Genomic DNA, 18,351 nt, shown 5'->3' on the forward strand with positions numbered 1-18,351 from the left:
TCTCATTACAATACGCGCCAGCGTTTAGCTGGCGCGTTTCTGCTTGCAGCAAAGTCTGCTGCTGGTCGGGATCAATAAATGTCGAAGTCGAAATATTTCTTCACGATGGTGGCATAGGTGCCGTCATCGCGGATTTTCTTGATCGCGGCATTCAGCTGTTCGCGCAGATCGTTGTCTTCCTGCCGGACGGCAATACCGGCTGCGGTCTGCGTTCCCGGCACGTCTCCGAGAAGCTTGCAGCAATCAGCGCCATCAGCCTTAAGCCAATCCACGAGCGGGAACTTGTCCGACACGACGGCATCCAGACGACCGCTCTTGAGATCGGCATTGGCTTCGTCGGCGGTCGGGTAAAGTTTGGCTTCGGCACCACCCTTTGCATAAACGTCTTCGGCATAGGTTGCCTGCGTCGTGGAAGCCTGCGCACCGATGGTCTTGCCCTTCAACGCTTCAACGTCAACCGAAGTGATCGCGCTGTCCTTCGGAACGGCAACCGCGAGCGGCGTGGAATAATATTTGTCCGTGAATGCGACCTGCTTCTTGCGCTCTTCGGTGATGCTCATGGAAGCGAGAACAGCGTCGAACTTGTTCGACTTCAGGCCTGGGATCATGCCGTCCCAGTCATTGGCGACAATCGTGCACTTGGCTTGCATGGCAGCGCAGAGCGCTTTTCCAATTTCAACGTCCATCCCCTGAAGGGAGCCGTCAGCAGCAACGAAGTTGAAGGGCGGATAAGCGCCTTCCGTCGCGATGCGAATTTCCTTCCATTCCTTTGCCTGCGCCGGAATAACGGCGGCCACAGTGGAAAGGCCAGCAAAAAGGCCCGCGGCAAGGATAGATTTCAGCATGATGGTTTCCCCTTAAATGCTTATTTTTGTTGACTGCTTTTTAGTTCGTCCGACAGAAATTCGCTGTTTAGTGCAGCGCGCGAACCTCATCGGCTTCAGTTTGACTGAAGCACCGGATGCCGCCAACATCAAGTAGGCTTTTGGCGGCATCCGATGATATTTTAAGATCAATAGATGTCGAAATCGAAGTACTTCTTGCGGATCGTGTCGTAGGTGCCGTTTTCGCGGATCTTCTTGATCGCGGCATTGAACTGCTCGCGCAGATCGTCATCGCCCTTGCGCAGCGCCACGGCGATTTTGGTTTCGGAACCCGGAATGTCGCCGAGGAACTTGCAGCAATCCGCGCCCTGCTTCTTCAGCCAGTCGGCAGCGAGGAACTTGTCGGCTGCAATCGCATCGACGCGACCGCTTTCCAGATCGGCATTGGCTTCGTCGGCGGTCGGATAGAGCTTCACGTCAGCGCCAGCCTTGCCATAAACGTCATCGGCATAATTGCCCTGCGTGGTGCCAGCCTGTGCGCCGATGGTCTTGCCATCAAATGCCGACGGTTCAAGCGAAGTGAGGTCCGTATCCTTGGGCACGACGACTGCAAGCGGCGTCGTGTAATAGCGCTCGGTAAAGGCAACCTGCTGTTCGCGTTCCGGCGTGATGGCCATCGATGCGATCACTGCGTCGAACTTGTTGGCCTGCAGGCCGGGGATCATGCCATCCCAATCATTGGCGACGACCGTGCACTTGGCTTCCATGGCTTCGCACAGAGCATTGGCGATATCGAGATCGAAGCCAACGAGCTTGCCTTCTGGCGACATGTAATTGAACGGAGGATATGCGCCCTCGCTGGCGATACGGATTTCCTTCCATTCCTTGGCCTGAACGGGCAAGGCGAGAACGACAGTGGCCAGACCGGCCAGCAAAACTGATTTCAACATGATTTCCCTGTTTCATAGTCCTGTGCAATTCCGGCTGTTGACCGGAGTGCCGTTGCATGAGGCGAGAGTTCGCCCGTTTCTCAAAGCCCCGGTGGCAAGCCCCCTTGGCCAAAAGCACGAAAGGGCTCACTGCGCTGGCACGCAGTGAGCCCAAGTTCATCAGCCCAGAAAAATCAGGCAACCAGACGCGTGGAATGGTCGTCCTGTGCATAGGCCTTGCCGAAGCGGTTCGCGAGGAATGCTTCCAGCGTGATGTCTTCCTGACGAATGAAGCCTTTCTGCGGCAGGTCGCCCTTAGCCAGCATGTCGAGCACCGCGCAAATGGCCGAAGCCGTGGTGATCTGGATGCCGGAACGGACGATCTTGCCAACCTGCGCAGCATAAACCTTGTTTGCGTAGGTTTCTTGAACCAGACGGCCATTCTTGGTGCCGGAAACGGTCACGAAGATCACGACAACGTCCTGAAGCGTAGTCGGTAGCGCGTTTTCGAAGATGTCCTTCAGAACTTCGCGGCGATGACGCAGGCCGAGATCGTTCAGAAGCGCCTTCATGAGCGCAACGTGGCCCGGATAGCGAATGGTGCGGTAGTTGAGGGTGCGCACCTTGCCTTCCAGTGTTTCGCACAGCGTGCCGAGACCGCCAGACGTGTTGAACGCTTCATAGGTCACGCCGTCGAGCGAGAATTCTTCACGTTCTTCCAGCGCGGGAACTTCCGACAGTTCGCCGTCCACGATGGCTTCGCAAGGCTCGATATATTCGTTGATGACGCCGTCGGTGCTCCAGGTCAGGTTGTAGTTGAGCGCATTGGACGGATATTGCGGCAGAGCGCCGACGCGCATGCGAACGCTATCGAGCTTGTCGAAACGCTTGGCCAGATCATAAGCGACGATGGAGATGAAGCCGGGGGCAAGGCCACACTGCGGGATGAAAGCCGTCTTGGCTTCTTGCGCGAGTTCCTTCACGCGGCGCGTGCTGGCAACGTCTTCGGTCAGATCGAGATAGTGAACGCCTGCCTTGGCAGCGGCTTCGGCGATGCGGGTGGTCAGGTGGAACGGAGCGGCACTCAGCACGGCAAACTTGCCGGTAAGGGCAGCTTCAAGCGCCTTGGCGTCTTCGATATCGAGCGCCTGCGTCTTGACCGAAGCGCCGGATTCCAGCGCGTCGAGCTGTGCCTGCGAACGATCGACGACGGTGACGTCATACTCACCTGTGGAAGCCAGAAGATCGGCAATGGTTGCACCGATTTTACCTGCGCCGACGACAACGATCTGTTTCATTTTGTTTTCCCCTTGGCCTTTCTGGTCCCACTGGAATGCAATTCGATATGCAAGAATCGCATAGTCTTATGCAAAAAGAAGCGTATGAACCGACGATCTGACGTTGTTTATTTGCACATTATGCCGTAATAATTATGCATTATGCCGACAAATGCAGACCTGAACCTCATCGCCCTCCTTCGTGAAAACGCGCGCGCTTCCACAGCCGAGCTCGCCCGGCGCCTGGGCGTCTCGCGAACAACTGTGCAAAGCCGCATCGAAAAGCTGGAAAAGCAGGGCGTCATCGAGGGCTATACCGTTCGAATCGCACCGGAATTCGAGCGCGATCTGGTGCGCGCCCATGTGCTAGTGACAGCACTGCCCAAACTAGCGCCAAAGGTTGAAACCGCGCTGCGCGGCATGATGACGGTCAGAACGCTCCATTCCGTCAGCGGTCATTTCGACATGATTGTCGTGGTTGAAGCGCCCTCTATTCAGGAACTGGACGCAGTTCTCGACAGGATCGGCGCGCTGGAAGGCGTGGAACGCACCATGTCGTCCATTGTGCTTTCCACGCGCATCGACCGATAAGCGCATAGCCTTCGAGCGTCAGTCCTTCGAACTGCCTTCCCAGCCCGCATAGAAAACGCCGTTCTGCTTTTCCATGAAAGCAGTGACTGCCTCGATTTCATCCGGCTCGATGGATGTGCTGACCAGGGTTGCCAGTATCTCCACGGTTTTCGGGTTGCGATCAGTGATCTCCACGTCGCTGACGGGATATTTCGCGTCTTCCAGCCGTTCGACCAGCAATTCGCGCAGTTCCTCCATCCCGTCATGAGAAGCGATGACGCGCACTTCGTAAGTTTGCTCCAAGGCGCGTTCATGGATCGGGATGCGGCTGATGAGATTGACGAGGTGCCGCAGAAGCGTGTTGCCGAACAGGATAAAAACCGTGAGCAACGCAGCTTCGGCAACCATGTCGGTTCCCGCAAATGCGCCCACTGCTGCCGAGCACCAGAGCGTCGCGGCAGTGTTGAGGCCGCGCACATTCATGCCCTCTTTCATGATGACGCCTGCGCCGAGAAAGCCGATACCCGAAATGACATAGGCAATCACACGCGTGGACTCCGGTGCCCCGGCAATACGTACCGCAAGGTCGACGAAAGCGGCAGCGCCGAGCGCCACCAGAGCGTTGGTGCGCAGTCCGGCTGTTCGCTGCCGATACTGGCGTTCCGCGCCGATCAGCGTGCCGAAAATGAATGCTGCGGTCAGGCTGACGACCGTATCCAGAAAAGGAAAAAGATCAAATGTCTTTAAAAACTGCATGGCAAAAAGTCCTTATTTGCCGGGCATATAATACAGTTTCTTGAAACGAATATGACGGCGCATCGGGGTACGCCGTCATAGAATTAAAACAGCTGTTTTGACTGTTAGTACAAAAGACGCGCGCGAATGGTGCCGGGAATTTCGCGCATGGCGTTCAGAATGTCGTCGCTGGCTTCGCCGACGCCATCGGCTTCCATCACGAGATAGCCCACTTCGCCATCCGTCTGCAGAAACTGGCTGGCGATGTTGATGCCATGCGTGGAGAAAATGTTCATCAGGCTGTTGAGGATGCCCGGACGGTTTTCATGCACATGCATGAAGCGCGTGCCGGTCGGGCGCGGCGGAAGCTGAACCTGCGGGAAGTTCACGGCGCCCAGCGTCGAGCCAACATCGGAATATTCGATCAGCTTGCGCGTCACTTCGATGCCGATGCGCTCCTGCGCTTCTTCCGTCGAACCGCCAATATGCGGCGTCAGAATGACATTCTCGATGCCCTGAATCGGTGAAACGAACTTGTCGTTGTTGGAAGCAGGCTCGACCGGGAAAACGTCGATTGCCGCACCGGCAAGATGGCCTTCCTGAAGAACTTTTGCCAGCGCATCCAGATCGACAACCGTGCCACGCGCATTGTTGATGAGGAAGGCGCCCTTCTTCATCTTGCGCAGTCGTGCTTCGGTGATGAGCTTCGACGTGGACTTGTTCGACGGTACATGCAGGCTGACGACATCGGAAATCTTCAGCAATTCGTCGAGTGTCGCCGTTGGCTTCACATTGCCATATTGCAGCTTGTCGGATGTGTCGTAGTAGCGAACGGTCATGCCGAGGCTTTCGGCCAGATTGCCGACCTGCGAGCCAATATTGCCGTATCCGATAATGCCGAGCGTCTTGCCGCGCACTTCGCGGCTGCCGGTCGCAGTCTTATCCCAGCCGCCGGCATGAGCCGATACCGACCGCGGGAAAATGCGACGCATCAGCATGATGATCTCGCCGATCACCAGTTCTGCAACCGAGCGCGTATTGGAAAACGGCGCGTTGAAAACCGGGATGCCGCGCTTGCGGGCCGCTTTCAGATCGACCTGATTGGTGCCAACGGAAAAGCAGCCGACAGCAACCAGACGGTTCGCTGCGGCGAAGATTTCTTCGGTCAGCTGCGTGCGCGAGCGGATACCGATGATATGCGCATGCGAAATCGCTTCAATCAGATCGGCTTTGTCCAGCGCCTTGGGCAGATGCGTGACATTCGTGTAGCCGGAGGATTTGAAGTATTCAACGGCAGTCGGATTGATGCCTTCGAGAAGAAGAACATTGATGCGATCACGGGCGAAAGAAAGACGTTCGGTCATTGTCAGGGTTTCCAGGCTGGAACAGCAAACGGTCGGATTACGACATGAATGAAGCCAAATCTGTCGTCAATACGATATTTTCGGATATGTCAGCTGCTTGCGCGGTGGGAGGCCGCCAGTTCTTGTTGCGCGGGTGCTTTAACACCGGAGAACCGCCGGGTACAGATATTAACGCTTTCATTCGCAAAAAAGTTGGAGCAGATGCGCTTGCACCCGCTGGCCTTTATTGGGAAGGCTCGATTTTTCTGAATGTGCCGGGGCTTTGCCCGATCCATTTTTGAAAGGCGCGATAGAATGCGCTGGGCTCGCTATAGCCGAGTTCGGCAGCCACTTCCGCAACGGTCAGCCTGTCCTCCTGCAACAGTTGCTGCGCTGTTACGAAGCGCAACTCGTCCTTGATCGTTCCAAAGCTTTGCCCTTCGGCCTTCAGCCTGCGTCGCAGCGTCGGGGCGGACATTTTCAGCTGTACGGCGATATCTTTGAATGAAGGCCATTCCTGCGCAGGCATCTGACTCAGATGTGTGCGAACCCGTGAGGAAATATCGTGATCGTGGCGATAGCGGATCAGGATATTGGCCGGAGCCTCACGCAGAAAATTTTCGAGCGCCACATCGCTGCGAATTATCGGCAAAGCGAGATAGGATGAATCGAAAACCAGTCGTGTTGCGGGCTGATCGAACAGCACCGGCGCGCCGAAGAATTTTCGATAATCCTGCCGGTCCACGGGTGCCGGACAGGCGAAATCGAGTGTTCGCAACGGGATGCGCCTCCCCACGAGCCAGCAGGCCACGCCCATCAGGATCAGCCAATAGGCGCGATAGGCAAAGGCCGGACGCGGCGAGCCTGCATCCGTCAGCACCACATGCGCCATGCCGTCTCGGATGCGCAATTCGCCACGCGGATCGTCCAGCACGACATTCAAAAACTGTAGGGCACGACGCAAGGCACGCTCCAGAGTGCCCGCATGCAAGACGGCGTGACAGAGAAGATTGAAACTGCCGGGCCGCATCGGCCGGGCTGCAAGACCGAAGAACTCATCGTCTATCGTCTCGGCAATCAGCCACCACAGGCGACCGTATTGGATATTCGTGACCGGCTCGGTCAGTCTATCCGGCAGGCCGACTGCCGCCATCAATGGCGCGGTATCGATGCCACGCTGGCGCACGCTTTCCAAAGCATCTTCAACGAAGCCGGGTGTGATATTATGGCGTTCCATGGACTGAACTCTATTGCAAAAACGATCATCAATTAAGACCTCTAATGTCATTGTTTGCAATGATTGAGGGATTAACCTCTTCCTCGCAGCGTTTCTAGAGGAGCTTGGCGCTGCAGTGACTAGTCTGGGAGGAATACCGGAATGACTGAAGCGTCTGCTTTCACGCAGCGTGTGCGTTATGATGATGCCGTGGCAAAGTTTGAACTCGATCATGCCATCACACAGCTTGCGGGCCATCCCGACACCGGCCTCAATGCCTGCGTGGAATGCTGCGACCGTTATGTCGGCGAAAACCGGGTAGCGCTGCGCGCCATTTCCGCCGACGGCCAGCTGACAGAACTCACCTTTGAAGAATTGCGCGATCTTTCCGCAAAAGTCGGCGACGTGCTGAAGAATGCAGGCGTCAGTGCGGGCGATGTCGTTGCTGGCCTCCTGCCCCGCACACCGGAACTTGTTGCAACCATTCTCGGTGCCTGGCGTATCGGCGCTATATATCAGCCGCTCTTCACCGCTTTCGGTCCAAAGGCCATCGAACACCGCCTCAAGACAAGCGATGCAAAACTGGTCGTGACCAATCTTGCCAATCGCAGCAAGCTTGACGAAGTCGAAAATTGCCCGCAGGTCGCAACGATACTTGCGCCCGACGAAACCGCACCTGCCGGTGATATCGATTTCCGCGCAGCGCTCGCCGCTGCCTCCACCGATTGTCCGCCTGTCATGCGCAAGGGTGATGATCTTTTCATGATGATGTCCACCTCCGGCACGGCTGGCCTGCCAAAAGGCGTGCCGGTTCCGCTTTTCGCGCTTCTCGCCTTTGGCGCCTATATGCGTGAAGCCGTGGGCCTGCGTTCCGACGACATTTTCTGGAATATTGCCGATCCCGGCTGGGCCTATGGACTTTACTATGCCGTCACGGGCCCACTGCAACTGGGCATCGCCACCACGCTTTACGAAGGCGGTTTCAACGCCGAAAGCACCTACGACATTATCGAACGTCTGGGCGTCACCAGTCTGGCCGGTTCGCCAACCGCCTTTCGCCTGCTGATGGCGGCGGGCCCGGAAGCAGCGGCCCGGATCAAGGGACGTCTGCGCGTGGTTTCCAGTGCGGGCGAGCCACTCAATCCGGAAGTGATCCGCTGGTTCGACGCCAATCTCGGCGCGCCGATCCACGACCATTACGGACAGACGGAACTCGGCATGGTGGTCAACAATCACCACGGTCTTGAACATGCCGTGCGTCAGGGTTCGGCGGGCTATGCCATGCCGGGCTATCGCGTCGCGGTTCTGGATGAGGCCGGAAATGAACTCGGCCCGAACCAGCCGGGTGTTCTCGCCATCGATATCGCAAAATCGCCACTGCTCTGGTTTTTCGGTTATTACAAGCAGGAAACACCAGCCATTGCAGGCGGCTATTACCGCACCGGCGATACGGTGGAATTCGAAGACGACGGTTCCGTCAGCTTCATTGGTCGTGCCGATGATGTCATCACCTCATCCGGCTATCGCATCGGACCGTTCGACGTGGAAAGCGCCCTGCTGGAACATCCGGCGGTCAATGAGGCGGCGGTCGTCGGCGTTCCTGATCCGCAACGCACCGAAATCGTCAAGGCATTCGTCATTCTGGCACCCGGACAGGAAGGCACGCCCGCGCTTGCCGAAGAACTGGCGCAACATGTGAAGAAACGGCTTTCCGCCCATGCCTATCCGCGCGAGATCGATTTCGTCAGCGAGCTGCCGAAAACGCCAAGCGGAAAAATCCAGCGCTTTCTGCTGCGCAAGGCAGAAATCGACAAACAGCAACAGACAACAGCCTGAGGTACAATTATGCAGATTCAAGATCGGGTATTTCTGATCACCGGCGCGGGCTCAGGTCTCGGCGCAGCTGTGGCCAGGATGGTTGTCGAAGCTGGCGGCAAGGTAGCCCTTCTGGATGTCAACACGGAAGCGGGTGAAGCGGCGGCGAAAGCGCTTGGTGCAGCCGCTATGTTCCAGCGCACCGACGTGACCAGCGAGGCAGATGGACAAGCTGCCATTGCTGCCGCGCTCAAGGCTTTTGGCCGTATCGATGCGCTCGTCAATTGCGCAGGCATTGCGCCGGGCGAAAAGGTGCTAGGCCGCGAAGGTCCACACAAATTCGACAGTTTTGCGCGCACCATTTCGATCAATCTGATCGGAACCTTCAACATGCTGCGGCTGGTAGCCGAAGCCATGGCAAAGAATGAACCGGGCGATGGCGGCGAACGCGGATTGATCATCAACACCGCCTCGGTTGCCGCCTTTGACGGCCAGATCGGACAGGCCGCCTACTCCGCCTCGAAGGGCGGCGTTGCGGCCATGACCTTGCCTGTCGCGCGTGAACTGGCGCGCCACGGCATTCGCGTCATGACGATTGCCCCCGGCATTTTCGAGACACCGATGATGGCAGGCATGCCGCAGGACGTGCAGGACGCGCTCGGCGCATCGGTGCCGTTCCCGTCGCGGCTTGGACGCCCGGCGGAATATGCAGCGCTCGTGCGCCACATTGCGGAAAACCAGATGCTCAACGGCGAAGTCATCCGTCTCGACGGTGCGCTGCGCATGGCTGCGAAATAAATTCATCATCAGGAAGCGAGGAATAATCATGTCCCACAGCGATCCTATTGTCATTGTCGGCGCAACCCGCACCCCCATGGGCGGCTTTCAGGGCGACTTTTCCGGCGCGCAGGCGACCGATCTCGGCGCGGCAGCAATCAGCGGCGCGCTGGCCGGTGCGGGTCTGGCACCAGAAGCTGTCGAAGAAGTTTTGATGGGCTGTGTCCTGCCTGCCGGTCAGGGACAGGCCCCGGCCCGTCAGGCTTCGATCAAGGCCGGTCTGCCCGTTTCGACCGGGGCCACGACCGTCAACAAAATGTGCGGTTCGGGCATGAAAGCCACCATGCTGGCGCATGATCTTCTGCTGGCCGGTTCGGCAAATGTGATCGTTTCGGGCGGTATGGAAAGCATGACCAACTCGCCCTACCTGCTGCCCAAGGCGCGTGGCGGCTATCGCATGGGCCACGGCCAGATTCTGGATCATATGTTCCTCGACGGTCTTGAGGATGCCTATGACAAGGGCCGCCTGATGGGCACTTTTGCGGAAGATTGCGCGGAAGCCTACCAGTTCACCCGTGAGGCGCAGGACGAATTCGCCATTGCCTCGCTGACCCGCGCCCAAAAGGCCATCAAGGACGGTCTGTTCGCGGCAGAGATCACGCCCGTCACGGTGAAGTCCGGGCGCGCCGAGGTGCAGGTCTCGATTGACGAACAGCCCGGCAAGGCGAAGCTCGACAAAATCCCCTCGCTGCGCCCTGCATTCCGCGATGGCGGCACAGTAACGGCGGCCAATTCCTCGTCGATTTCCGATGGCGCTGCGGCGCTCGTCCTGATGCGCGCATCGGAAGCGGAGAAGCGCGGCTTGACCCCGCGCGCGGTACTGGTTGGTCATGCGACCTATGCCGACAAGCCGAACCTTTTCGCGACCGCGCCTATCGGCGCAATCAGCAAGCTTTCGGAAAAGATCGGCTGGAACCTCAAGGATGTCGATCTGTTCGAGATCAATGAGGCTTTCGCTGTCGTCACCATGGCGGCCATGCGCGATCTCGACCTGCCGCATGATAAAGTCAACATTCATGGCGGCGCTTGCGCGCTCGGCCACCCGATCGGCGCTTCCGGCGCGCGCATTCTGGTGACGCTGCTCGCCGCACTTGAAACGCATGGCCTAAAACGCGGCGTGGCTGGTATCTGCCTCGGCGGCGGCGAAGCCACCTCAATCGGCATTGAAAGGATCGTGTGATGCTTCTGACCGATACGCAGGAGCAGATCCGCGACGCCGTCCGCGATTTCGCGCAGGAGCGTCTTGCGCCGGGCGCGGCAAAGCGTGACCGGGAACATGCTTTCCCGCGCACAGAACTTTCCGAGATGGGCGAGCTTGGCTTTCTCGGCATGCTTGTGCCGGAAGAATGGGGCGGCTCCGACCTCGGCATGGTGGCCTATGCGCTGGCTCTGGAAGAAATCGCCGCAGGCGACGGCGCCTGCTCCACCATCGTTTCCGTGCACTCATCGGTCGGTTGCGCGCCGATCCTGCGTTTCGGCACAGAAGATCAAAAGCGCCGTTTTCTACCCAAAATGGCATCGGGTGAATGGATTGGCGGCTTTGCTTTGACTGAACCGCAGGCTGGTTCCGATGCGTCGGCGCTGAAAACCCGCGCCCGGCTTGATGGCGATCATTATGTGATCGACGGCTCCAAGCAATTCATCACGTCCGGCAAGAATGGCAGTGTGGTGATTGTCTTTGCGGTTACCGACCCGGCTGCGGGCAAGAAGGGCATTTCGGCCTTTATCGTGCCGACCGACACACCAGGCTACGAGGTCATGACGGTCGAACACAAGCTCGGCCAGCATTCATCCGATACCTGCGCGCTGGCTTTCACCAATATGCGCGTGCCAGTGGAAAACCGGCTGGGCGCGGAAGGCGAAGGCTATAAAATAGCGCTTGCCAATCTTGAAGGCGGACGCATCGGCATTGCCGCGCAGGCCGTGGGCATGGCGCGCGCCGCTTTCGAAGGAGCCCGCGACTATGCCAAAGAGCGCATCACCTTCGGCAAGCCGATTGCCGAACATCAGGCCGTCGCCTTCCGTATTGCCGATATGGCGACGAAGATTGAAACAGCCCGCCAGATGGTCCTGCACGCCGCAGCCTTGCGCGAGGCGGGCAAACCCTGCCTGACGGAAGCCTCGATGGCCAAGCTCGTGGCGTCGGAAATGGCAGAGGAAGTCTGTTCCGCCGCCATCCAGATTCACGGCGGCTATGGCTACCTTGCCGATTATCCGGTTGAGCGCATCTATCGCGATGTGCGCGTCTGCCAGATTTATGAAGGCACGAGCGAAGTTCAGCGACTGGTGATTGCTCGCGGACTTTAAGCCTTCCCAAAACGGTCGTGGATGACCATGCCTGCCGCCATGGCGGCCACGAATAACCAGACCTGCGGCAAGCCGATAGACAAGGCTGCGACCGCAGGTCCCGGGCAGAAGCCGGCCAGTCCCCAGCCTAGACCGAACAGCGCCGAGCCAAACAGCAGAGGCCGGTCGATCTGGGTCTTTTCGGGGAGGTGAAAGCTGTCATCCAGCACCGGCTTTGCCAGCTTACGCTGTAGCATTACGCCCGGGATGGCGACCAGAAGAGCGCCACCGAGCACGAATGCAAGGCTGGGATCCCAGTGACCGCTTGCGATATTCAAAAAGCCCTGCACGCGTGACGGGTCGATCATGCCTGAAAGCGACAATCCGAACCCGAATAGCGCGCCTGCGAAAAGCGCTGCCGCGAGCCGGTAATAAGCGAACCTTTTCATAGCAGAACTCCCGTGAGGGTCGCCGCCGCGACACCAGTTATCAGGAAGGTGATTGTCGCAGCGATGGAACGTTTGGAAAAGCGGGCCATGCCGAGGATACCGTGGCCAGATGTGCAGCCCGAGCCCATGCGCGTTCCAATGCCGACCAGAAGACCGGCGACGACGATAATCGGCCAGGAAGCCGAAATGGTTGTTACCGGGAAGCTCCCGAAAAGCGCGGCGTAGACCACGGGGCCGAGAATGAGGCCAAGAACGAAAGCTGCATTGAGCGCGGCCTGACTTCCGTTCAGCAATCTGCCGACGATACCGCTGATACCGGCAATGCGACCATTGAAAATCAGAAGAAAAATCGCCGCTGCACCGAGAATCATGCCGCCTGCCAGCGACTGGAGATAGATCATCATGACAAATCTCCCTTAGGCGCCTCATGACAGAAGATGCCATACAGCGCCTCGATGAGCTGCGCGGCCTTGGTTTCCGTCAGGCGATAGAAAATCTGCTTGGCTTCCCGCCGGGTCTCGACGATGCCGGATTCACGCAGCACGCCGAGTTGCTGCGACAGGGTCGGCTGACGAATGCCAAGCCCATGTTCCAATTCACCAACCGAATATTCTTTTTCCGCCAGCGCACAGGCCAGCATCAGACGGGCCGGATGCGACAGGGTGCGCAGCAATTCGGCCACTTCGCCCGCACGATTTTCCATCTGCTGGCGCGACATGACGGCATTGGTGCCCGTAACACTATCCATGAGGCAACTCCAAATTCAATATACGCTTACATATAATATATATTGATAAAATCAAGGGTCATGCTGGAGTTGCGCAGATACAGAAATCACCGCCATCCTGACGAATGGCGGTGATGAGTTTGGTTAACCGAGGAATTCCTGCACAGCCGTCAGCTCGGTCTGGCGCAGTTCATGACCGCCCGGATGCCAGACAAGATCGACGTCGGCCTTCTGGCTTTCAAAGTAGTGCGCGAGCGCCTCCGTGAAATCCGGCGGGCAGATCGGGTCCATTCGGCCAGCCGTCATCAGGATTTTCACGCCTTCCAACCCCGGATTATTCGCTGGTTTGAACGGGATAAGCGGATGCAGAAGCACTGCCTTGTCAAATATCCTGCCTTTCTCGATCAGCAGATTGGCCATGATATTGGCCCCGTTGGAATAACCCAAAGCGATCACTTCCGACGGCTGATACTCTTCGACCAGAGCGGCGATAAACGCAGCCATTTTGTCCGTGGCGCGGGCAAGGTCTGGCATGTCATAGACACCCTCACCCGTTCGGCGGAAGAAGCGGGCCGCACCAAATTCCGACACGTCGCCGCGCGGGGAAACAATGGTCGCCTCCGGCAAAAGCTGTTCGGCCAAACCGAAGAACTGATTTTCATCGCCGCCGGTGCCGTGAAAGACAATGAACAGCGGCGCGCCGACCGCACCGGCCTTCAGCCGGTGCACGTAGGTCTGAATGGTCATAATCTGTCTCCTGCTCGCGCTTAAATCTTGTCGAGATGTTCTTCGAGATAAGCACGAAGATGCTGGTGCTGCGACGGCAGCTTCAGAGCTTCGCCCAAATGCGCGGTGTCTTCGTCGCGATCAAAGCCGGGTTCGTTTGTTGCGACTTCGAACAGAACACCACCCGGTGTCCGGAAGTAGATCGCCCAGAAATAATCGCGGTCGATCACTGGCGTGACATTATAGCCGGTATCCATCAGGGCCTTGCGAACTTCGAGCTGCTTTTCGCGGTTTTCGACCGCAAAGGCGACGTGGTGCACCGAACCTGCTCCCTGCTGGTTACGGCCGACAGAAGGCAAGGTCTGAAGATCGATCACACCAGCTCCGTTGCCTTCCGGCATGATAAGGCGAGTGATGCCATCCTTCGCGTCCAGTTTCTGATAGCCCATATAGTTGAGCAGTTCCGAAGTCGCGCCCTCGTCACGCAAGCGCATCGAAACCGAATGAAAGCCGCGAATGGCGTGATCGGCATCGATGCCTTCATGCGCCCAAGGCTCACGCGGATCGTCCTTCACTTCCACCAGAGCGAAACTGTCGCCATCGGGGCCGCGGAAGAAGACGCGCTTTTCGCCAAAAGCTTCATCTTCCGATTCGACAGTGACGGCGGATTGCGCGAAGCGATCCTTCCAGAAACCGAGCGAGCCTTGCGGGACTGCAAAAACGGTTGTTCCCACCTCGCCCGTACCATCGCGACCGCGCTGAATGCCGGGAAAGGGGAAATAGGTCATGACGGTGCCCGGCGTGCCGACTTCATCGCCATAATAGAGGTGATAAACGCTCGGATCATCGAAGTTCACGGTCTTCTTGACGCGGCGTAATCCCAGCACATCTGTGAAGAACTTGTTGTTCGAACTGGCATCTGCTGCCAACGACGTAACGTGGTGGAGGCCTTTGATCTGATTAAGCATGGCGATCTCTCCTGTTGTGTTGCAGCAAGATATAATGATCGGAATGCATCTGGATATATTGACAATCATACACAGATTGTCTCCAGATCGAATACAATTAGCTATCCCTGCCAATAGGTGCTGGACTGAGGCCCCCTACAAAGTTTAGCTAACCTTTATCGCAATGACAAAGAAAGGCCTCCCATGGCGTCCGGCTTGTTTGCACTTCTCGATGACGTGGCAGCAATCGCAAAAATGGCGGCGGCCTCTTTGGATGATGTGGCAGGACAAACCGCGAAGGCCAGCGCCAAGGCGGCAGGTATTGTGATTGATGATACGGCGGTGACGCCGAAATATGTCGTTGGTCTGAAGCCGGAACGGGAATTGCCGGTCATCTGGAAAATCACCAAGGGTTCGCTGCGCAACAAGCTGATCTTTCTGCTGCCGCTGGCGCTGATCTTCAGCTATTTCGCGCCCGGTCTCATCATGCCGCTTCTGATGATCGGCGGCGCCTATCTCGCATTTGAGGGCACGGAAAAGCTGGTCGAGTTTTTCGTGCCGCATAAGGATGAGGAACAAGCGGAAACAAAGGCCACCACCGCGAAGGAAATTGAAGCGACAACTGTGAGCGGGGCCATCCGAACCGACTTCATCCTGTCAGCGGAGATCATGGCACTCACGCTTGCCGGTCTGCCGCCTTCGAATGTCTATACGCAGGCGGCGATCCTTGTTTGTGTCGCCGTCCTGATCACCTTCGCCGTTTATGGCGTTGTCGGCTTTATCGTCAAGCTCGATGACATGGGTGTCGCGCTTGCCCGCAATGCCCATACCGGTTTTGGTAAGCGGTTCGGCAAGGGTCTGGTTGCGGGTATGCCCGTCGTGCTCAAGGTGCTCAGCACCGTGGGCACCGTCGCCATGCTCTGGGTTGGCGGCAGCATCATCGTTCACGGTCTGGCATCGATCGGCGTTCACAGCGTCGAGGAATTCATTCACAACATCGTCGCCCATCTGCCGACCGAAGGCAGCAGCTTCGGCGGCGTTCTGGAGTGGATCGCAACGTCTTTCCTGCAAGCAGTGCTCGCCATCCTGATCGGGGCCGTCATTGTCGGCATCGTACATGTCGTCAAGGCGGTTAAATCCAAGGCCTGATCACGCCAGATAGCGCCTAAACCAGGCGATTGTTCTGTCCCAGGCGAGCTTGGCGGCGGCCTCGTCATAGCGTGGGGTGGAATCATTGTGGAAGCCGTGATTGACGCCCGGATAGATATAGGCCTCGTAGGTCTTGCCGTTCTTTTTCAGCGCTTCTTCATAGGCCGGCCAGCCTTCGTTGATACGCGTGTCCAACTCGGCATAATGAAGCAAGATTGGCGCCTTGATGCGCGAAACCTCGTCTTTCGGTGCCTGCCGACCATAAAACGGCACGGCAGCGGCCAGTTCGGGAAAGGCGACTGCTGCCGCATTGGCAACGCCACCGCCATAGCAGAAGCCGGTGATCCCAACCTTGCCGGTGGTCAGATCGCTTTTCATCATGAAATCGACGGCAGCGAAGAAGTCGTTCATCAGCTTGGTTGGGTCGACCTGCTGCTGCAATTCGCGGCCCTTTTCGTCATTGCCGGGATAGCCGCCGACCGATGTAAGACCATCCGGTGCCAATGCGATGAAACCGGCCTTGGCCACACGGCGCGCGACATCCTCGATATAAGGGTTGAGGCCGCGGTTCTCATGCACCACCACGACCGCCGGAACCTTGCCCTGCACCTTCGCAGGACGGACAAGATAGGCGCGTACCTGACCGGTGCCCTCCGGTGATGGATAGGTGATGTATTCGGCCAGAATATCAGGATCGGTAAACTCAACCTGCTGCGCCATGGCGTAATCCGGGCTGAGCGATGCCAATATAGCGGTTGCCGTCATCGTGCCGACGGCGAACTTTGCGGCCCGGTCGAGAAACTGGCGTTTGGTGATCTTGCCATGCGCGTAAAAGTCGTAAAGCTCGAGCAGTTCCTGCGGGAAGTCTTTTGCCGTCAAACGTGTCATGGGCAGCGCTCTCCTCTTTCAAGGAGGTCAGTTTAACACAGGGTGCTTCCGGATAAATGACAGATACCCCACGTGCGAAAGCGCGGGGTATCTTCCCGCTCTCCGTAGGATCAACGGTAGACGATACCGCCATCGGTCAGGATGGCCTGACCGGTGATGTAGTCGGAATCCGGACTCGCCAGGAAAGAGACGAGAGATGCCACATCGTCCGGCGTCTGCGCGCGACCAAGCGCAATGCCGTCGACATATTTCTTATAGGTTTCACCTTTCGGCGCGCCGGTAATCTCGGCGAAACGTTCGTCGATTTCCACCCACATGTCGGTGCCCACGATGCCGGGGCAATAGGCGTTCACGGTAATGCCCGCGCTGGCATATTCCTTGGCTGCGGCCTGCGTCAGCGCACGAACGGCGAATTTTGTGGCGGAATAAACACCGAGCATCGCAAAACCATCATGACCGGCAATGGACGAAGCATTGATGATCTTGCCCTTCTGGTTGCGCGCCTTGAACTTGGCGGCAGCCGCCTGAATGCCCCAGAGCACACCATCGACATTGATGCGGAAAATACGCTCGACCTCTTCCGGCTTCACATCCGCAATCGGCTGAACCTGCGCGATACCGGCATTGTTGACGATCACGTCGAAACCGCCCAGTTCCTTTTCCGCATGGTCGATAGCGGCATAGACATCGTCGCGCTTGCTGACATCGGCTGAGAATGTGGACGCCTTGCGGCCCAAGGCTTCCACCTCTTTTTTGACAGCATTGAGCTTGTCCGCCTTGAGATCGACCAGAGCGATATCGAAACCGTCCTTGGCCAGCCGAAGGGCGATGCCCCGACCGATGCCCTGTGCCGCACCGGTGACGAGCGCAACCTTGGTGTTAGCCGACATGATTCATCCTTTCCTGAGTGATTTGATGAATGGCAATGCAACGCATCCCATAGGCGATATGGAACACGTCCCGGCGCTATCAACCCACGCCAGCGGCTTGATTTCATTGATTGCGATCAAATTCCCTTTATTAGCATCCAGAAAAATAAAAAGCCCGGCAGTGCCGGGCTTTTTTGATCTATATTGATGCCGGGAAGGCCTATCAGATATTGGGTTCGATCTTGCCTTTGGCCTTGCCCTTATCCTTGGCTGTGAGCTTGTCGATATAGGCAAGGAACAGCGCAGACACGACGAAGGCCAGATGTATGATCGTGAACCACATAAGCTGGTTCGACGTATAGGTCGTGGCATTCAGGAATATCTGCAAAAGATGGATCGACGAGATGGCCACAATCGTCGATGCGACCTTGATCTTGAGCGAACCGGCATCAATCGTGCCCAACCAGTGCACCTCGTCGCCCGCCTGATCGAAGCGGCTGACAAAATTTTCATAGCCGGAAATGATCACCATCACCACGAGGCTGGCAATCAGCGCCGCATCGATCAGCCCCAATATTTTCAGGATCGTATCGGTGTCGTTCAGCGACGTGGCCTTGCTGGCGAAATCGAAAAGCTTACCCGCAAAAGATACGGCATAAATGGCCAAGGCAATGGCCAAACCCAGATAGAAAACCACCAACAGCCAACGCGAGGCCAGAATGATGTTCTCAATCATCAACTCAATTCGTTTCATGCAACCACTT

Annotated in this window: 21 protein-coding genes; 7 read left to right on the plus strand and 14 right to left on the minus strand. The window is 57.4% G+C overall.

The window, feature by feature from the left end; translation table 11 throughout:
- Positions 1-71 precede the first annotated feature (71 nt).
- The 3 genes from FIC94_RS02570 to FIC94_RS02580 form a co-directional block, all read right to left on the minus strand.
- The gene (locus FIC94_RS02570) at positions 72-833 is read right to left on the minus strand and encodes an ABC transporter substrate-binding protein (protein WP_371830817.1); all 762 of its coding nucleotides are present in this window, start codon (positions 831-833) and stop codon (positions 72-74) included.
- A 179-nt stretch (positions 834-1,012) separates the two neighbouring features.
- Positions 1,013-1,774: an ABC transporter substrate-binding protein gene (locus FIC94_RS02575; protein WP_109367319.1), complete on the minus strand. Its 762-nt coding sequence runs from the start codon at positions 1,772-1,774 to the stop codon at positions 1,013-1,015.
- Between the two features lie 173 nt (positions 1,775-1,947).
- Entirely contained in the window at positions 1,948-3,051 is a 1,104-nt protein-coding gene (locus FIC94_RS02580) for a saccharopine dehydrogenase family protein (protein ID WP_140023812.1), read from the minus strand.
- 141 nt (positions 3,052-3,192) lie between these two features.
- Here FIC94_RS02580 and FIC94_RS02585 point away from each other — a divergent pair, with 141 nt between their 5' ends.
- The gene (locus FIC94_RS02585) at positions 3,193-3,621 is read left to right on the plus strand and encodes an Lrp/AsnC family transcriptional regulator (RefSeq protein ID WP_078336932.1); all 429 of its coding nucleotides are present in this window, start codon (positions 3,193-3,195) and stop codon (positions 3,619-3,621) included.
- 18 nt (positions 3,622-3,639) lie between these two features.
- On the opposite strand, the gene FIC94_RS02590 is transcribed toward FIC94_RS02585, so the two are convergent.
- From FIC94_RS02590 to FIC94_RS02600, 3 genes are all read right to left on the minus strand, one after another.
- Positions 3,640-4,356, minus strand: coding sequence for an MgtC/SapB family protein (locus FIC94_RS02590; RefSeq protein WP_109367317.1), 717 nt, complete (start codon positions 4,354-4,356; stop codon positions 3,640-3,642).
- A 104-nt stretch (positions 4,357-4,460) separates the two neighbouring features.
- Positions 4,461-5,699 (minus strand): phosphoglycerate dehydrogenase, encoded by a 1,239-nt coding sequence (gene serA, locus FIC94_RS02595; RefSeq protein WP_109367316.1) that lies wholly within the window; start codon positions 5,697-5,699, stop codon positions 4,461-4,463.
- A gap of 223 nt (positions 5,700-5,922) precedes the next feature.
- The gene (locus FIC94_RS02600; protein ID WP_140023813.1) at positions 5,923-6,915 is read right to left on the minus strand and encodes an AraC family transcriptional regulator; all 993 of its coding nucleotides are present in this window, start codon (positions 6,913-6,915) and stop codon (positions 5,923-5,925) included.
- A 141-nt stretch (positions 6,916-7,056) separates the two neighbouring features.
- Between FIC94_RS02600 and FIC94_RS02605 the strand changes: the two genes are divergently transcribed.
- From FIC94_RS02605 to FIC94_RS02620, 4 genes are read left to right on the plus strand one after another with little or no spacing between them, the layout of a single operon-like run.
- Positions 7,057-8,730, plus strand: a complete 1,674-nt coding sequence (locus FIC94_RS02605; protein ID WP_140023814.1) for an acyl-CoA synthetase — start codon at positions 7,057-7,059, stop codon at positions 8,728-8,730.
- A 9-nt stretch (positions 8,731-8,739) separates the two neighbouring features.
- On the plus strand, positions 8,740-9,507 hold the full coding sequence (locus tag FIC94_RS02610; protein ID WP_109367313.1) for a 3-hydroxyacyl-CoA dehydrogenase: 768 nt from the start codon (positions 8,740-8,742) through the stop codon (positions 9,505-9,507).
- 28 nt (positions 9,508-9,535) lie between these two features.
- Entirely contained in the window at positions 9,536-10,726 is a 1,191-nt protein-coding gene (locus FIC94_RS02615; RefSeq protein WP_140023815.1) for an acetyl-CoA C-acyltransferase, read from the plus strand.
- Positions 10,726-11,853, plus strand: coding sequence for an acyl-CoA dehydrogenase family protein (locus FIC94_RS02620; RefSeq protein WP_140023816.1), 1,128 nt, complete (start codon positions 10,726-10,728; stop codon positions 11,851-11,853). The genes FIC94_RS02615 and FIC94_RS02620 overlap by 1 nt, the downstream gene beginning before the upstream one ends.
- Here the strand turns inward: FIC94_RS02620 and FIC94_RS02625 are convergent.
- The 5 genes from FIC94_RS02625 to FIC94_RS02645 all read right to left on the minus strand — a co-directional run bounded on the left by FIC94_RS02625 (position 11,850) and on the right by FIC94_RS02645 (position 14,702).
- Positions 11,850-12,281: a YeeE/YedE family protein gene (locus FIC94_RS02625; protein ID WP_140023817.1), complete on the minus strand. Its 432-nt coding sequence runs from the start codon at positions 12,279-12,281 to the stop codon at positions 11,850-11,852. The genes FIC94_RS02620 and FIC94_RS02625 overlap by 4 nt on opposite strands.
- On the minus strand, positions 12,278-12,685 hold the full coding sequence (locus tag FIC94_RS02630) for a YeeE/YedE family protein (protein ID WP_140023818.1): 408 nt from the start codon (positions 12,683-12,685) through the stop codon (positions 12,278-12,280). Before FIC94_RS02630 ends, FIC94_RS02625 begins: the two co-directional genes overlap by 4 nt.
- Entirely contained in the window at positions 12,682-13,029 is a 348-nt protein-coding gene (gene bigR / locus FIC94_RS02635) for a sulfite-sensing transcriptional repressor BigR (protein ID WP_140023819.1), read from the minus strand. Before bigR ends, FIC94_RS02630 begins: the two co-directional genes overlap by 4 nt.
- A gap of 123 nt (positions 13,030-13,152) precedes the next feature.
- Entirely contained in the window at positions 13,153-13,755 is a 603-nt protein-coding gene (locus tag FIC94_RS02640) for an alpha/beta hydrolase (protein WP_140023820.1), read from the minus strand.
- A 20-nt stretch (positions 13,756-13,775) separates the two neighbouring features.
- Complete coding sequence (locus FIC94_RS02645) at positions 13,776-14,702, minus strand: VOC family protein (protein ID WP_140023821.1); 927 nt, start codon at positions 14,700-14,702, stop codon at positions 13,776-13,778.
- Between the two features lie 183 nt (positions 14,703-14,885).
- Here FIC94_RS02645 and FIC94_RS02650 point away from each other — a divergent pair, with 183 nt between their 5' ends.
- Positions 14,886-15,830 (plus strand): DUF808 domain-containing protein, encoded by a 945-nt coding sequence (locus tag FIC94_RS02650; RefSeq protein ID WP_140023822.1) that lies wholly within the window; start codon positions 14,886-14,888, stop codon positions 15,828-15,830.
- On the opposite strand, the gene yghX is transcribed toward FIC94_RS02650, so the two are convergent.
- Together yghX and FIC94_RS02660 are read right to left on the minus strand one after the other, a co-directional pair.
- Entirely contained in the window at positions 15,831-16,718 is an 888-nt protein-coding gene (gene yghX / locus FIC94_RS02655) for a YghX family hydrolase (protein ID WP_121538294.1), read from the minus strand.
- Positions 16,719-16,828: 110 nt separating this feature from the next.
- Positions 16,829-17,608: an acetoin reductase gene (locus tag FIC94_RS02660; protein ID WP_140023823.1), complete on the minus strand. Its 780-nt coding sequence runs from the start codon at positions 17,606-17,608 to the stop codon at positions 16,829-16,831.
- Here FIC94_RS02660 and FIC94_RS02665 point away from each other — a divergent pair.
- Complete coding sequence (locus FIC94_RS02665; RefSeq protein WP_140023824.1) at positions 17,607-17,795, plus strand: hypothetical protein; 189 nt, start codon at positions 17,607-17,609, stop codon at positions 17,793-17,795. The two genes, FIC94_RS02660 and FIC94_RS02665, sit on opposite strands and share 2 nt — an antisense overlap.
- A gap of 15 nt (positions 17,796-17,810) precedes the next feature.
- Here FIC94_RS02665 and FIC94_RS02670 read toward each other — a convergent pair whose 3' ends face one another.
- On the minus strand, positions 17,811-18,341 hold the full coding sequence (locus FIC94_RS02670) for a TIGR00645 family protein (RefSeq protein ID WP_109367302.1): 531 nt from the start codon (positions 18,339-18,341) through the stop codon (positions 17,811-17,813).
- Positions 18,342-18,351 lie beyond the last annotated feature (10 nt).

This window comes from Ochrobactrum teleogrylli (assembly GCF_006376685.1).
Classification (GTDB): Bacteria; Pseudomonadota; Alphaproteobacteria; order Rhizobiales; family Rhizobiaceae; genus Brucella; species Brucella teleogrylli.